Origin of the sequence: Pseudomonas sp. MWU12-2029, assembly GCF_023242425.1 — a bacterium.
In the GTDB taxonomy this organism is placed as follows: Bacteria; Pseudomonadota; Gammaproteobacteria; order Pseudomonadales; family Pseudomonadaceae; genus Aquipseudomonas; species Aquipseudomonas kribbensis.
The window spans coordinates 179,571-194,283 of record NZ_JALJDY010000011.1; the positions used below are offsets into that span (position 1 = coordinate 179,571).

Below are 14,713 nucleotides of genomic sequence, written 5' to 3' on the forward strand. Positions count from 1 at the left end.
TTGCGCCATCGAATGCGTGCTCGCGCTGCTAGCATTCGCCCACCCATACGGATCAGACCGATCCCTCATGAGCTGGAGAATGCAATGGCAGCTACACAACCGTTCAACAAGCAGACCGCCTACTGGGGTGTCCCCTGGGAGGAGGCCTATGGCTATCCGCAGGCGCGGCGGTCAGGAAACGAGATCTACGTATCAGGTCAGTTCAACCACGATGAGGAAGGTAATCTGGTCGCCCCGGCGCCGCTCAATGCCGACGGAAAACCCAGTGATTTTTCTTCGATGGGAGAGCAGATGCGGGTCTCTTACGACAACATTTCGAAGCTACTCGCCTTGTATGGCGCAACGCTGCAAGACGTTGTCGAGGAAACGCTTTACGTGCTGGATATGGATGCTGCGTTCGCGGTCGTCGGCAAAGTGCGCAAGGCTGCCTATGGCACTGAGCGGCCTCAGTGCGCGAGCAATATCATTGGCGTGTCGAGACTTGCCCAGCGCCCGCAACTGATCGAGATCGCATGCAAGGCCGTGATTGGCGCGCGAAACATCTGAGCTGCACTCCCGGTTTCGATTTAGATGACCGGGAGTATCGACTGCCCTTCGACCAAGGGTTTCTGACTGGCCACGGCAGCCGCGCAGAAGGTCATGAATGCCTTGACCCGCCACGATTTTCGAATGTCCTGGTGAGTCAGCAGCCATAACTCATCCTGAAGCTCCGGCACCACCGGCCCGGCACGTACCAGGCCTGGGGTGATGTCGCCCAGCATGCAGGGAAGGAATCCATATCCCAGGCCCGCCGCGATGGCCACGCTTGCCGCTGCAACGGAATCGGTGCGGTATGCGATGCGCTCGGCAGCGACTCTGCTTTCGACATAACGGGTCGCCCTCAGACCGCAGAGCGCTGCGGAGTAGGACACCCATGCCTGGCCCTCTTCGAAAAGGGGCGAGTCAGTCATCTGCCTGGCAGAGCAATAAGGTGCCCAGGCAATGTTTGCCAGTTTGCGGCCCACCAGGCTTTCCGCGGGTTTTCTCGTCGCCCGAATGGCGATATCCGATTCATCCCGGGCGAGGCTGAGGGTTTCATTGCCCACCAGCACCTCGATGGTGATTCCCTCATTCAGAGCCTTGAAGTCCGCGATGATGGGGGTGAAGAAATACAGCAGCAGCGAGTCGCTGGTGGTAATTCGAAGCTTTCCGAGGGGGCCCTGGCCTGAACGCGAAACACGCCGCGTGACGCTGACGATGTCCAGCTCCACCCGCTCGGCGAGTGCTCGCAATTCAGCACCCTCGGCGGTGAGCAGATACCCGGATTTGCGATGATCGAACAGCGCGACGCCGAGCGTGCGCTCGACTTGAGTAATCCGGCGCGAAACGGTGGATACATTGATGCCAAGCTTTTTGGCCGTAGCCGAACGATTGCCGCAATCACTGAGCGTCTTGATGATGCGCAAGTCGTCCCACGAGAGCTGGCTGGCAGCCTCGCCTGCGTCCCACTTTTTCCCGTCAGGGGGAGTCAGAGCCTTTTCAGTTGGCGATTTCACACAGTTCTTTCCGGATGCGAGGGCGCTGATGATACGAGAAGAGGTGGGGGTGAAGCAGCCATATTGTTCCGGCGATGCGTACAGCGTTTGACCCCGCGAAACCAACCTCGTCAATTGATTTTTCCCAGTTGTCAATAGCACGGTTGAGCGACTGTGTGCCGGCGCGCGCGGTGGTACGCTTTCATGGCGTCATTCTGTGCAAGCACCCGGTCTGTTCAGTTCGGTGATAAAGGCAGTTCAGGCCAGTGCATAAGCCGCAAGTCAGATAACTGAAAGGATTCGAACATGAATAAGTCCATCACTGCTCTGGCCATATCCGTAACCCTCGTTTTCACCGCCGCTGTCGCGAATGCCTCCGTGCATCCGACGACCTTCAATGCTCCCCGGCCTGCCAATCAGCTAACAGCTTCGACTGACACGCCATTCAGTACTCCTCAAGCAGTCGGGAAAATCCAGATGGCCAGCCTGGCCCGAAGTTGCTCCGACGAGCGATATTCATGGTGGGAGTACAGTGGTTGGGAAATCGTCGGTTGTCTCGTAAGCGGCCAGTGGTAAACCTCCACAAAGCCTGGTGCGTGACTCGCAGGGTGAGTGCGCACCAGAGTCTGTGATGCTACCTGTTGTGAAGCAGCGCTTTCAGATATGCAGCCAGGCCAGCGAGCCCAGCATGACACCCAAACCCGCCGCGCCAAACGAGACGCGTCTGAGCCATTCCTTGCGCGTCAGCAGGGTGATGGCTGCCAGTGAAATGGCGATTTGAATGGCGGTCATGGCCTGTGCCCAGCGGTGATGCTGGTGCAGGACCTGCTCTGACTTCTCGTCCCACGCTCGCGCCTGCTGCTCAAGTGCTTCCGCCTTTTTGCGGGCTTCCTCTTTCTGCTCCGCATAGCGCCGCGCCTCGGCAACATAATGAGCGGAATCCAGTCCCGGAAGATGGCTGGCCAGTTCCGACAGGTTCTGCCGGCTGGACTTGGCCTGATAGTAGTTCCACTCGTTGGCGGCTTCGGTCTTCTGTATGGCGGCGTTGTTCTTGTCCATGGCCGCCTCACTTTCCGTCGAACCGGCCTGATAACTCATCAGGGCGCCGACCGTCGCCATGATCGCCGTCATGACCGCAATCTTGCTGGCAAAGCGATCGCCTTTTGCGTGGGCATGATGGGTGGTGTGTTCAACGTGTTGCTCGTGGGGACTGGGGACTTCGAACTCTTCAGGCATGACGGTCGGGCTTGGATTGATGAAGGGATTTGCGCGGATTATGCAGGGTGGCCGGTTTTTTAGACACAGGGGACTGGCGGTGTCTGGATGAAAGCGGACGAGCTGATTTACGTATTCCCGTCGGACTGCGAAACAGTCTCTTTTGTCAGACATTAAACACGAAACGCGTGGCCTGTTTATGGGATGCCTCTCGTCACATCCCGATGCCCACAACGCCTTGCGCCACGCCCTACACCTAAGACAGAATCCGCCGGCTTGTGCGTCTGGGGCTCCCTCCGTAACTTGATTCCCGTCACTGCCCATCAGTGATCGGGTCTGCAAGCCCGCCGGAAAAACCAGTCGCACAGCCCTGCCAAAAGGACGCTCGTTTGTGTCCGCTCAATGGCGGCTTTGTGCGGGAGACCCTCGGGTCTGCCGGGTGCCTGGTTTCCCGGTCTTGCAGACCCGCACTTGGCTGCCACCCATCATCTGCAAGTGATGCTGGTAGCTCCTAATCAAAATCAGGAGTTTCACCATGATCAAACCAACACCGAATCCACCAGAAACCGATCCGGTCTCACCCTACAAATTCCCCGATTCTCGAACCTTGAACGAAGCCGCCGAACGCGCCCTCGATCATTACCTGACCCCGCAACAACGCATCATGGGTAGCCACACCACACACGACCCCATGTTCCTGGCGAACCCCGCCTACAACAGCGAGTCCCTGTTGGCCAACGCCAGCGAATCCCTCGATTCCGCCAGCGAAATGCTCAGCAACTTCGCCGCCATCCTCGAACCCGCCCACCGCAAGACTGCTTTGGGCATCGCACAAGTGGTCATGGTCGCAGGGCTGGCCGTGAATCAGGCGCTGGATAAGGTAGAGCTGAAAGCGTAGAGGCTGTACGCAAGTAAAAAGGGAGCAGATCCATTACCTGAATCTGCTCCCTTTTTTGCTCGATGAGCTCAGCCGTTGGCGTCTGCTCTCTTTTCCGCCGTCACGATGCAAGCCTTGTAGAAATTGGAATGGAAATCGCTGATCGCTTTCTGCTGCAAGCTCTCGCTTGAGTACTGCGGAATCGCGTACGCCTCGCGAATCAGCGTCTTGAACAACTCACCCACATACTCGCTCTGCTTGCCTGCCGCTTCGGCCAGTTCCCACACCGAATCCATGGGCGCGCCTTGCTGCCTGCTTTTCATGACCTGTTTGGCCGAGTTTTCTATTCGTTGGCACTCTTCGAGCTCTTCCTGCGGCACAGGAGAGGCAAGAGCGGAAAGGCTGATGGTGAAGGTTATCGCGGCTGCAGCAAGAGATTGTTTGTGCACGAGGTGTCGTCCGTGATTTTGAGGCTGAACCTTATCATTCATGGCGTGGCGCCACCATTGCAGGAAGCCAAGCGCTGGCACAGGGCCACGCCTTGCGTCACCTCGCTTCGACTGTCACCCTCCGGTCCGTTCTCAAAGGATCAGAACAAGGAATCAAGGATTGAGTGGCTACATTCCCAACCCGCCAAAAAACTTCCGCAACACAGGCACCAAACCCGTCGATATCCATGCCCAGCATTGGGCTGAGTATGAGAAACACGGGAAAGAGCCTGCGCGTGCGCCTGAAAAAATCGGCATAGCCCTGCGGATCGGAGTGTTCTTCGATGGTACGGGGAACAATGCGAATAACACCGCAGCAGGCTTGCTTTGTGGTGCCCATCATCCAATTGCGCCCGAAGATATCGATACCAGTTGCAAGCCTTTCATGAGTGATCCTGATAGCAGCTACGCCAACGACACAAGTAATGTGCAGAAACTGAGTGAGCTGTATTTCGCACCCCAGGAAGCCGAAGGGGATAGCTTGTACAAACAAGCGTTTCGGATGGTGTATGTCGAGGGGATTGGAACGCGATCTGGTAAACAGGACAGTACATTCGGTGCTGGTACTGGGCGAGGTGATACCGGTGTTGCAGGACGAGTTCAAAGCTCATTTGCGGAGATTGAACTGCGTATAAAAGACGTGTTGGATCTACATCCCAATGGGGAAATTACCTCGCTGAAATTTGATGTATTCGGTTTTAGTCGCGGAGCTGCTGCCGCTCGGCATTTCGCCAACGAAGTCGCCCGTGGAAAACAGGGACCGTTAGGGGATGTTTTAAGAAACATTGAAAAGCACCTCAGCCGGACCTTCGTTGATCAATTCAAAAGCAGCATAAATATTGGCTTCATCGGCCTTTTTGACACGGTGCCTTCGATTGCTGGATGGTCGAATCTGGGTGACGTCAAAAGTCCAATCGCAACGGGCATCAAGTTGTACCTTGACCGTCGTTTTTTTACAGATGTCGTTCAATTATCTGCCCGAGATGAGTGCCGAGCGAATTTTGCGCTGAGTCGCGTCAAAGCTGACCATTTGGAGATCACGCTGCCAGGCGTTCACTCGGATATTGGTGGGGGTTACCGCGATGAGGTTGAAGAGTGTGTGCTCATCAGCCCTATGCAATCCCTTGAGGTTTCGCAATTTACCGATGTGTCCACCACCTCGATCTACCAAGATGCGCTGGCTGTGAAAAAACAATGGTTGGACAAAGGTTGGCCGGCGGAAATGTTAGAAATCGTCACCCCCGCTGCGCGACTCCTTCCGGTAGATCTGCAAGATAGACTCAGTACTCGCAAGAAACGCGTTTACGTGGCCGTTCAGCTCAAGCGCCCCGTGAGCGGTAAGCTATCCAGGGTATATCTGCGTGTAATGCACCAGTTGGCTAAAGAAAAGGGTGTTCGTTTCAACGACATTCCGGACACGCCAGAGTTAGCCGTTCCTTCCGAGCTTCAATCACTGTGCAACCGGTTTGTGGCAGGTGACTACAGCACTACACCACAAGAGGAAAAACAGCTGAAGCTGAAGTACATTCACATGTCCGCAAACTGGAACCATCCCCTTGGTCGCAAAGACGGCAGTGGTCTCCGTGCCGTGTATATCAATGCGCCTACGGCAGACGCGATTCGTGTGCAACATCCTCACGTACCTGACTGGACGCTCTGGTAATGAAGTTACTCGTCACTCTCATCTGTGCACTTTTCATGACTGGCTGCCAGTCTGCTAATCCACTTTCCGCTAAAAATGATCCTAAGTCCGAATGGTGGGAGATGGCTTTTATTGAGCCGGACTACATGAAGGTCTGGGTGGAAGATAGCTCTGTCCAAGATATCACCGGCAAAGTCTTCTCCAGGACTGGCGGCGGCACAGCCGCTGGCGGTGAGCCTGAAGACGGCACAGAGTCTGCCAAGGGTTGGAAGGGCGTTGGCGGCAGTGGAAGAAAAGTGGTGGGTGCCGACCTTCCCATTCGTATTTACGTCCGCTGGCAATCCATCGTAGAGCAGAAGACATGGCAGGCTTGGGTGGACATTCCTGAGGAGGCCAGGCAACTGATGGTGTCATCTACCAATCAGCGTTGCCCGCAGACGCCTGATCAAAAAGCAAGATATATGGCGTCGATCTATCTGGGGCTGGCGCCTGGTGGTGTCGTGCAGGTTTGGGTCAGAGACTCGTGCCACCATCCGGTGAAAGTGGCCCGAGCCCAAGCCGAGATCGAGCCGTTGGGACCTAGTCAGGGCAAGAATGAAGGGCGTTACGCATATCCGATCAGTGAAAAGTCCAAGCGCTATATCGATAAATTCGGTATTCCGTACGGAAGTTGGTAATTCTTGAAGGTCAGGAGTAGGGGAAAATCCATCCCCACTTTTTGAGGATTAAACAGATATATACCAAGGAGCTGCAGAGTCGGTATGAACGTGCTTCTGCTTTTCAGGCAGGAACGGCGTATCGAGCGTGCCCAGTGCTATCGAAACCCAGTCGGCAAACTCACCTTGTGATCGTGACCAGAACAAAGTCGAACCGCATTCCGAGCAGAACTCGCGTAATACCGTCTCCGAAGAAACATAGGATTTAATGCTGGCGGAGCCACGGAGTATGCGAAGTGTGCTTTGCGGAACACTGCCGTACGAAGCGAATGCGGCCCCGTGACCTTTACGACATTGACTGCAATGGCAATGGCTAACTGCTTTTGGTGAGGTGGTTAATTCGTAACCGACGACTCCGCACAAACAGCTTCCCTGGTACACCTCTGACATACGCTTTCCGTTCAGGTGAAAAACGTCAGCGTAACCGTCTCAGTCTGATCAGTCGACCAATCGCTTGATGCCTGAAGTTGGGATTCGGGAAATTAAAACTTTCGCCAGGAGCATCCCGGACAACAGGCTGTTACTGATCAGGCGTGCTCCCCGATACACCACCACTGAACTTCGACTTCATCATCGTCCTGGGTTACATCATGCCCATGCTCAATGAAGTTCTCGGGCACATCCAACGCAAGCCTTTCGCTCAGGTGTATCGGGGCAAGCGAGTTATGCTGCCCCAGAAAACTCAAGTAGTACTCACGGTCATAGAACACTGTCACTTCGCTTTGGTGTAACCAGGGCCATACCACCAGGCAGGCAATGCGGTAGTAACCTTGGCTGCGATCCGCTGCGCGGGAAAGATGAGCCGCTGCTTCGAGCAATTGCTGAACACAGAAGGCCTGCACTTCGACACGTGCTTGCGGACCTTGAACGAGGTTGTTGGGTACCGGGATTTTCCAGTGTGTATAACGCTCTTGCTCATCGCTGCGAGGATGGAACTCGCGGCTAAAACTCGCGGCCCAGTGCTCCAAGGAGCGGAGGTGACGGGGGATGTTTCGGACTTTTTTGTTACTGAGGAACAATCTTCGCAAGGGGATATCCTTATGTGGCTTGATGACCAAACTCTTTTTTATATTTATGAAACGAGGATGTTAACGGCAGCAGTCCCCAACCGCTCCCCATTAATCGTTACATGCACCGCATGCATCCCGGCATAGTGCTTGCGCGTGGTGAAGTCCTTGATCACTTGCCTGCGTGTCACAACCTCACTCCCAAACCCCGCCAACACCAACGTCTTCAACTTGAAAACCTTGGCCGAAGTCCCGCCATTCGACTTCACATAGTCAATCGCATAATCAATCACCAACCGCTGCTCCACCGGTACCAACGAACGTACCGTAAACGACAGAGTGATCGTCTCCCCAAGCCGTACAACCGCCGGTTCTATCTTCACGTCCAGCAACTCAACCTCAGCTTTGGCCCCTGCACCAATAACAGTGAGCGCCCGCATATCGCCCTGTTTGATCAAGCTTCGCAGCGCATGCTTCGCAATCCAGGCCGTGTGCTTGTTCTCCAGCGCCCATCCCTCAATCGTATCCAGCACCCACTCCGGGTGCTCCTTGGTCACGTCATTCAAATGATTCGCCACGGACTTGCGCACGTACAAACTTTCATCCGCTTTCAACCGATCAAGAATCCCGGCGGCCAAGCGCGGATCAGCCTGCACCGGTTCCAGGCGGAACGACCATGGCAGGCGAGGGCGGCTGCCTTCGCTGGCGAGGCGGCGGACGTGGTGGTTTTCGTCTTGGGCCCAGTCGTGCATCCGTTCCAGCGAGCGTTCCAGGTCGCTACGCAGGAAGTGGCGGATGGCGAATTCGGAGGAGCCGAAAGTGGTGAAGTACTTCAGGGCTTCCATGGAGGTGTCGAATGCGTGCGCGCCGTAGCTCGCGACGTAGTGCGGCAGGCTCATGCTGACGAAGCCGCTGTTCAGGCGTGGGGCGAGTTCGCGTAGTACGGCGAGGGAATCGGCGTAGTCCAGAGGCAGCACGGCGTGCAGGCTTTCGCTGACGCGGGCCATGCGCTGCATGACCGAAAGTTCGGCGAGGCCGTCATTGGCGTGCTTGAGAAAGGCCTTGGCCTTGAACGCCGGGTACACGGCGCTCATTTCGCTGGCGATGTGTTGCAGGCGTTCGGCGTTGAAGATTTCTTTCAGGGCCGGGGCGGCGGTTTCGGTTGCGCTCATGATCAGTTCATCGGGGTGCTGATGAACGCTTCGAGGCCTTCGGCGTACGCGGTGTACTGGGCGATGCGCTGGAAGCGTTGGGCGTCGATCTGGTCTGGGACGACGAGGCCGGTGAAGCTCCAGGCAACGGCGAGGGTGATGCCGTCCTGCTGGAGGGTGCCATCGGTAGGCAGCGGATGTTTTTGCAGTTCATGTTCGAGGGCGGTGAAAGCGGCGGCGAGTTGGCCTTCGACGCGCTCGACCCACGGCTGATATTGAATGTCGGCCGGGCGCAGGTTGCGTTCATAGTAGAGCTGCACGGCTTTTTCACAGGCGGCGAGGCCCAGGCCGATCAGGCGCAGGGCTTTGACCCGTTGCGGCAAGTCGGTGGGCAGCAGGGTTTTGCCGGACAGGGCTTCGAGGTAGTCGAGGATCAGTGTCGAGTCGATCAGCACTTCACCGTCGTCGAGGACCAGGGTCGGCGCCTTGACCACCGGGTTGATCTGCTGGAAGCGCTCGAAATGGCGAAACACCGATACCGGGTCATGTTCCGGTTCGATCCCCAGGCACCTGGCGGAGATCGCCACGCGGCGCACATAAGGGGAGTCCAGCATGCCGATCAGTTTCATGACGCGTTCCTTCAAGTCAAACCGGGGGGAGGGCATAACGTAGCCGAGGTTGGGGAGATTGTCAGTCCTGAAAGCGGGTTGATTCTGCCGTCGGCGATTGTAAGGAAATGCGACAAAGCGCCGCTCATCCGCCGTTTGTCTTCTATATACAGCCGCTCGACTGAATTTCTTGCTATAAACGCACTCCGATGAGCGCTGTGGGGCCTGTGTCAGAGCACTTTCCGGGCTTTGTCGGACAAATTCCCTGTATTTACAGTTGCTGAGGCCTCAAACGGGCCTTAGACTGCCGCCCCTTCGTAAATTGAGTGCCGGGTGGCGTTTGCAATAAACGATGCCTTTCCGATGACCGCAGGCGGTTCGCCGGAACGCTCCCTAATTCGCCTTAATGCACGTTTTTTTATAGAGATATCAATGACAAAGGACAAGTTGCTGGCCATGCCGGCAGATGACTACATGAATGCCGAGCAACACGCTTTCTTCAGCGAGCTGTTGCAGAACATGAAAGTCGAAACCCACGAGCGCATTGAGCAAAACCGTATTGCCATCGAGAGCCTGGACACCCCGGCTGACCCGGCGGACGCCGCCTCGGTGGAAGAAGAGCGCACCTGGCTGGTAAACGCGATCGATCGCGACCAGCGCATGCTGCCTCAACTGGAACAAGCCCTTGAGCGTATCAAGGAAGACAGCTTTGGCTGGTGCGACGACAGCGGCGAGCCTATCGGCCTGAAACGCCTGCTGATCAGCCCGACCACCAAGTACTGCATCGAAGCTCAAGAGCGTCACGAGCAAATCGACAAGCACCAGCGTCAGGCCTGATTCCTGAGGCGACCCCTTCAATGCGGGTCGTCGCGAAAAGATCGCAGCCTTCTGCAGCTTTTGTTTAAAGCGGCAGAAGGCTGCGATCTTTGCTTTTTCTCGTCTGCCGGAAATCCCCGCACCGTTCCATTGACCTGCCACAGACCCACGACTAACGGACCATGGATAATGGCCTTGTAGTGGCGTTTAATGCAGTCACAACAATGAGAACAAGCGTGGGGTAACAAAATGACGAGAGATGGATCTCTGGTTGCGGCTCTGCCTGCACCAGTTGTTTTGCCGAAGAATCGCTGGCTGTCGCCGACCCTGCAAAGCATCGCCCTGATGCTGTTGCTGGCCGGGATGACCTTCGGCGAATGGCCGTTATACGTGGGCATGCCGCTGGCGGTGCTGATTGTCTGGCTGCCGCGCCTGCGCTCCCGTGCTGTCCCCGATGCGCAACCGGTCGATAGCAGCAACGCGATGTCCGAGCTGACTCGCGACCTTTCCTACACCACCAGTCATAACGCGCTGTCAGCTGCCGGTGTGGCGTTTTCCGTCAAGGAACTGGCCGGCAAGTTGCAGTCGCAACTCGATGCTGCCGCGCAGATCGTCAACAACGCCGAAGTGATGATCGCCACCGAGCAAGCCACATCCCAGCTCAGCCGCGAAGCGCTGGGCGCCGCGAGCGAAGCCCATCACAGCAGTGCAGCGGGGCGCACCGAGCTGGTGAATTCGATTTCGCGCATGCATCAGCTCAGCCAGCGCGCCAATGCCAGTCGTGAACTGATCGAGGCGTTGAGCGAGCGCAGCGACGACATTCAGCGCGTGACCCTGGTGATTCAGTCGATTGCCAGCCAGACCAATCTTCTGGCACTGAACGCTGCCATCGAAGCGGCCCGGGCCGGGGAGCACGGTCGCGGTTTTGCGGTGGTGGCAGATGAGGTGCGTGGTCTGGCGGCTCGTACGGCGACGGCCACCGGTGAGGTGGGCGAGATGGTTGCCGACATTCAGCAGCGTACGGCGCAGGTGGTGGAGCAGATCCGCCAGCTCTCCGACGATTTGCGCACCGGTGTCGAGCAGGTCGAACACACCGGTCAGCACCTGGAAAACATCGCGCGGCTGGCGGCCGGAGTTGAAAACCAGGTCGGCGAAATCGCCCGGGGCGCCGAAACCAATCGCGAACAGCTCGACAGTCTGTTCATCGCCATCGAGCAAATGCGCAGCGATCTGGCGATCAGCGATCAACAGACCCGACGCCTGGCCGAAGCAGCGGTGCAGATGGAGGGGCAGGCGGAAACCATCAGCGAGCGCCTGGCCGAAGTCGGGCTGGATGACTATCACCAGCGCATCTACGATCTGGCGCGTGAAGGTGCGAGTCAGATTGCTGCGCGTTTCGAGGCTGATGTCGAGCAGGGACGAATCAGCCTCGAAGATTTGTTCGACCGCCAGTATCAGCCGATCCCGAACACTCAGCCTGCCAAGTTCCAGACCCGTTTCGACCGCTACACCGATCAGGTGCTGCCGGCGATTCAGGAGCCCCTGCTGCCGCGCCACGAAGGCCTGGTGTTCGCCATCGCCTGTACGCAGCAGGGTTATGTGCCGACCCACAATCAGGCATTCAGCCAGCCGCTGACCGGTGATGTGCAAAGCGATACCGTGCACAACCGCACCAAGCGCAAGTTTGCCGATCGCACCGGCATCCGCTGTGGCAGTCATCAGCAACCGGTGCTGTTGCAGACCTACACCCGCGATACCGGCGAGCTGATGCACGACTTGTCGGTACCGATCATGGTCAAGGGGCGGCACTGGGGCGGGCTGCGTCTGGGGTACAAACCCGAGAATCCGCGCTGAGGCATTGTTGCCGGAATTGCAATGAAGCTGTGCACGCGCGTTGCTGTTTCCGCTTGATCCAAATCATTAATATGCCTACATAGTTAGGTAGCTAATGAAGTTGGGAGGTCAGCATGCAATGCAGAGTCGATGTCGCGGTGATGATCGGCAGCGGTGTTCCGGCCGGGCTGCGTGCGATGGGGCAAAGTGTCTGCTGGGTGGTGTTGCTCAACGGTGAGCGTCGGGGCACGGCGTTCGCCAGTCGTGACGAGGCCGAAGAGTGCAGGGCTGCGTGGCTCGCGCAGTTGAAAGACGAGCCAGGCAGCAGCTTGCACTGATTGCGTTTAATGATCGTGGGCCACCCGTGATTCCAGCGAGCGGGCAAGCGCACAGGCGGCGTTGTGATTCTCACGGAAACCTCTTACGCGGCCGGTCGACTTTTCCCTGATATGGAAAAAGGCGTTACCGGCCGGAATCACTTGAAACCGCGGTTCCCGGCCACAGGACTCTGGTGCGGCGTCAGTGCCAAGGCCTGAGGCATTCAAGACAAAGGGTTGTTCGTAAGCGGCGGCAAAATGCGTCAAAGTGCACATATGAAGTCCTTTTCATGGATTGACCCGCATTTACAGACGGTTGCGGGTAGTCGCAAGCAGCGTCGCTGCTCTAGAATCGCCAACACCTGTTGACGGCATGGCGTTATCTAAAGCAATTTTTTGCGTGCGATATGTCGGAAAAGTGCTTTTCTTGGTGAGTATTTTCCCTAAAGTTTGTAGTCAGTTTTCTCTGGCCGACCGTGAAGCTTTTTCCTTCAACATTTGGAGAACGTCTTTGCAGGTTTCGCGAGCGCCATTCCAGTAGTCTTGTGAACCTCGCGCTGAACAAGCACTTTGCCCGTTCAGGCTTTTATTCGAGTCATTGCGCAACACCATCGGCCTGGCCGTTTTTAACGTCGTGCGCGTTATTCGCGCGTGGCACTCTTTCAAGTGTGGGGATGTTTCTTTGGCAGTCAGTAACCTCGATATGCATGCTTTGTTCGTGCTGGGTGATTTGCGGGCAAAGCTGGTCAAGCAGTTTCAGTCGCGTTTTGTTTACATCACCGAGCAAAACGCTGAAGGCATTTACGTTGCCGAAATCGACACCGAAAGCGCATTGGTGGTCGATGACAAGCCCGGCCTCAAGCTCAAGGTCGGCGATCACTTCAGCGCTTCGGTACTGCCCAGCCGTGAAGGCGGCAAGATGGACATCCGTTTTCGCGAGATCAAGATGACCGTGTACGGACTGGGCGACTATGCCTTCGTCAGCACGGCCGACGGCCATGCCATCGTGTTCAAGGAAGGCCACAGCGCAGTCACTGTGTTCGCTGCCAATGAGCAATTGCAGGAAGGCCTGACCAAGACCCTGAAAGCCGTCACCGCCAAAGCCGCCAAGTGGCGCAAGGGCGAACTGGTGACCTTCAAGGCCAGCGAGTGACGGCTGTGAGTCGCGCCGATTTCCATTTGCAGAACCTCGACAGCGCCCGCGATGAAGCCCGGCGCCTGTTCGATGCGAAAGTCGAATTGAAGGGCGCATGGCTCGGCTGGGTCGCCTCGCAGATCTACGCCTTGCAGCCTGCGGAATACGCCAGCATGGTCAGACGCGAGCTTCAACGCTTGCAGGAAATGTCTGAAAAGTAGCCTCGTCCGTTTCATGCCCCTGAAAAAGCAGGAACCTCGTCTACAGTCAGTTGACTGAGTATTCAGAGGCTTGTGGTCTTCTGTCAGGCCATCCTGCTATTGCTGTGAACAGCACGAGGTGCAAAGCATGAACGGATTTCGACGGTTGCTGGCCGCTGGGCTGGCCACAATGGGCTTGATGGCTGCGGTGCCGGCGGTCAATGCGGCACAGACCCCGATCCACTTCGCCGACTTGAACTGGGAAAGCGGCAGCCTGATCACCGATGTCCTGCGGATCATCGTCGAGAAGGGGTATGGCCTGCCGACCGACACGTTGCCGGGCACCACCATCACCCTGGAAACCGCGCTGGCCAACAATGACATCCAGGTGATCGGCGAGGAATGGGCCGGTCGCAGTCCGGTGTGGGTCAAGGCCGAGGCCGAAGGCAAGGTCGCCAGCCTGGGCGATACGGTCAAGGGTGCCACCGAAGGCTGGTGGGTGCCGGAATACGTGATCAAGGGCGACACCGCCAAAGGCATCAAGCCGCTGGCGCCGGACTTGCGCAGCGTCAGTGATCTGAAGAAGTACAAGGACGTGTTCAAGGATCCGGAAACCCCGAGCAAGGGTCGGTTCCTCAACAGCCCGATCGGCTGGACCTCGGAAGTGGTGAACAAGCAGAAGCTCACGGCGTACGGGCTGCAGGACGACTTCACCAATTTCCGCAGCGGTTCCGGTGCGGCGCTGGATGCCGAAATCAGTTCGTCGATCCGCCGGGGCAAACCGGTGCTGTTCTATTACTGGTCGCCGACGCCACTGCTTGGCAAGTTCAAACTGGTGCAGCTGGAAGAGCCTCCGTTCGACGCCGAGGCCTGGAAGACCTTGACGGACGCCGACAATCCCAACCCGAAACCGACCCGTTCACTGGCCTCGAAGCTGTCGATCGGGGTGTCTGCGCCATTCCAGAAGCAATACCCACAGATCGCGGCGTTCTTCAGCAAAGTCGATTTTCCGATTGAGGATCTGAACAAGGCACTGGCTGATATGAGCGAGAAACACACTCCGCCACGGGAAGCGGCGGAGGCGTTCATGAAGGCTCATCCGGATGTGTGGCAGACGTGGCTGCCGAAGGATGTGGCGGACAAGGTTCAGGCAGGTTTATAGCAGTACGGCGAGGGAGTTTCTCCCTCGCCGCT

Annotated in this window: 19 protein-coding genes; 11 read left to right on the forward strand and 8 right to left on the reverse strand. The window is 57.0% G+C overall.

The features are described from left to right. Positions 1-84 precede the first annotated feature (84 nt). On the forward strand, positions 85-546 hold the full coding sequence (locus tag M5B44_RS25000) for a RidA family protein (protein ID WP_114883753.1): 462 nt from the start codon (positions 85-87) through the stop codon (positions 544-546). A gap of 20 nt (positions 547-566) precedes the next feature. Here the strand turns inward: M5B44_RS25000 and M5B44_RS25005 are convergent, their stop codons facing one another. Beyond that, positions 567-1,535, reverse strand: coding sequence for a LysR family transcriptional regulator (locus tag M5B44_RS25005; protein WP_170931641.1), 969 nt, complete (start codon positions 1,533-1,535; stop codon positions 567-569). A gap of 285 nt (positions 1,536-1,820) precedes the next feature. On the opposite strand from M5B44_RS25005, the gene M5B44_RS25010 reads away from it, so the two are divergent. Further along, complete coding sequence (locus M5B44_RS25010) at positions 1,821-2,090, forward strand: hypothetical protein (RefSeq protein WP_248740860.1); 270 nt, start codon at positions 1,821-1,823, stop codon at positions 2,088-2,090. Between the two features lie 81 nt (positions 2,091-2,171). On the opposite strand, the gene M5B44_RS25015 is transcribed toward M5B44_RS25010, so the two are convergent. Beyond that, positions 2,172-2,750 (reverse strand): DUF4337 domain-containing protein, encoded by a 579-nt coding sequence (locus tag M5B44_RS25015; protein ID WP_248740861.1) that lies wholly within the window; start codon positions 2,748-2,750, stop codon positions 2,172-2,174. Between the two features lie 514 nt (positions 2,751-3,264). Here M5B44_RS25015 and M5B44_RS25020 point away from each other — a divergent pair. Next, a complete protein-coding gene (locus tag M5B44_RS25020; protein WP_248740862.1) occupies positions 3,265-3,627 on the forward strand; it encodes a DUF6124 family protein in 363 nt (120 codons plus the stop codon). 68 nt (positions 3,628-3,695) lie between these two features. Here the strand turns inward: M5B44_RS25020 and M5B44_RS25025 are convergent, their stop codons facing one another. Then, positions 3,696-4,097 carry a hypothetical protein gene (locus tag M5B44_RS25025; RefSeq protein ID WP_248740863.1) on the reverse strand — a complete coding sequence of 134 codons (402 nt, stop codon included), beginning with the start codon at positions 4,095-4,097 and terminating at the stop codon, positions 3,696-3,698. A 118-nt stretch (positions 4,098-4,215) separates the two neighbouring features. On the opposite strand from M5B44_RS25025, the gene M5B44_RS25030 reads away from it, so the two are divergent. Then, a complete protein-coding gene (locus M5B44_RS25030) occupies positions 4,216-5,757 on the forward strand; it encodes a T6SS phospholipase effector Tle1-like catalytic domain-containing protein (RefSeq protein ID WP_192551938.1) in 1,542 nt (513 codons plus the stop codon). Further along, entirely contained in the window at positions 5,757-6,413 is a 657-nt protein-coding gene (locus M5B44_RS25035; protein ID WP_248740864.1) for a DUF2931 family protein, read from the forward strand. Before M5B44_RS25030 ends, M5B44_RS25035 begins: the two co-directional genes overlap by 1 nt. 48 nt (positions 6,414-6,461) lie before the next feature. On the opposite strand, the gene M5B44_RS25040 is transcribed toward M5B44_RS25035, so the two are convergent. From M5B44_RS25040 to M5B44_RS25055, 4 genes are all read right to left on the reverse strand, one after another. Further along, positions 6,462-6,842, reverse strand: a complete 381-nt coding sequence (locus tag M5B44_RS25040) for a GFA family protein (protein ID WP_248740865.1) — start codon at positions 6,840-6,842, stop codon at positions 6,462-6,464. A 137-nt stretch (positions 6,843-6,979) separates the two neighbouring features. Further along, positions 6,980-7,480: a DUF3916 domain-containing protein gene (locus M5B44_RS25045; RefSeq protein ID WP_248740866.1), complete on the reverse strand. Its 501-nt coding sequence runs from the start codon at positions 7,478-7,480 to the stop codon at positions 6,980-6,982. A 44-nt stretch (positions 7,481-7,524) separates the two neighbouring features. Next, positions 7,525-8,631: a DNA alkylation repair protein gene (locus M5B44_RS25050; RefSeq protein ID WP_248740867.1), complete on the reverse strand. Its 1,107-nt coding sequence runs from the start codon at positions 8,629-8,631 to the stop codon at positions 7,525-7,527. A 2-nt stretch (positions 8,632-8,633) separates the two neighbouring features. Further along, positions 8,634-9,239, reverse strand: a complete 606-nt coding sequence (locus tag M5B44_RS25055; RefSeq protein ID WP_248740868.1) for a glutathione S-transferase — start codon at positions 9,237-9,239, stop codon at positions 8,634-8,636. A gap of 411 nt (positions 9,240-9,650) precedes the next feature. Here M5B44_RS25055 and M5B44_RS25060 point away from each other — a divergent pair, with 411 nt between their 5' ends. The 3 genes from M5B44_RS25060 (at position 9,651) to M5B44_RS25070 (ending at position 12,205) form a co-directional block, all read left to right on the forward strand. Beyond that, positions 9,651-10,055, forward strand: coding sequence for a TraR/DksA family transcriptional regulator (locus M5B44_RS25060; RefSeq protein WP_007935965.1), 405 nt, complete (start codon positions 9,651-9,653; stop codon positions 10,053-10,055). Between the two features lie 228 nt (positions 10,056-10,283). Beyond that, positions 10,284-11,888 (forward strand): methyl-accepting chemotaxis protein, encoded by a 1,605-nt coding sequence (locus tag M5B44_RS25065; protein WP_248740869.1) that lies wholly within the window; start codon positions 10,284-10,286, stop codon positions 11,886-11,888. Positions 11,889-12,001: 113 nt separating this feature from the next. After that, positions 12,002-12,205 carry a hypothetical protein gene (locus M5B44_RS25070; RefSeq protein ID WP_085711424.1) on the forward strand — a complete coding sequence of 68 codons (204 nt, stop codon included), beginning with the start codon at positions 12,002-12,004 and terminating at the stop codon, positions 12,203-12,205. 6 nt (positions 12,206-12,211) lie between these two features. On the opposite strand, the gene M5B44_RS25075 is transcribed toward M5B44_RS25070, so the two are convergent. Further along, positions 12,212-12,460 (reverse strand): hypothetical protein, encoded by a 249-nt coding sequence (locus M5B44_RS25075; RefSeq protein WP_248740870.1) that lies wholly within the window; start codon positions 12,458-12,460, stop codon positions 12,212-12,214. 406 nt (positions 12,461-12,866) lie between these two features. Between M5B44_RS25075 and M5B44_RS25080 the strand changes: the two genes are divergently transcribed. The 3 genes from M5B44_RS25080 (at position 12,867) to M5B44_RS25090 (ending at position 14,681) form a co-directional block, all read left to right on the forward strand. Beyond that, positions 12,867-13,337, forward strand: a complete 471-nt coding sequence (locus tag M5B44_RS25080; RefSeq protein WP_085711422.1) for a hypothetical protein — start codon at positions 12,867-12,869, stop codon at positions 13,335-13,337. Between the two features lie 5 nt (positions 13,338-13,342). Then, positions 13,343-13,540, forward strand: coding sequence for a hypothetical protein (locus M5B44_RS25085; RefSeq protein WP_248740871.1), 198 nt, complete (start codon positions 13,343-13,345; stop codon positions 13,538-13,540). Positions 13,541-13,667: 127 nt separating this feature from the next. Then, positions 13,668-14,681, forward strand: a complete 1,014-nt coding sequence (locus M5B44_RS25090) for an ABC transporter substrate-binding protein (RefSeq protein WP_248740872.1) — start codon at positions 13,668-13,670, stop codon at positions 14,679-14,681. The last annotated feature ends 32 nt before the right edge of the window (positions 14,682-14,713 follow it).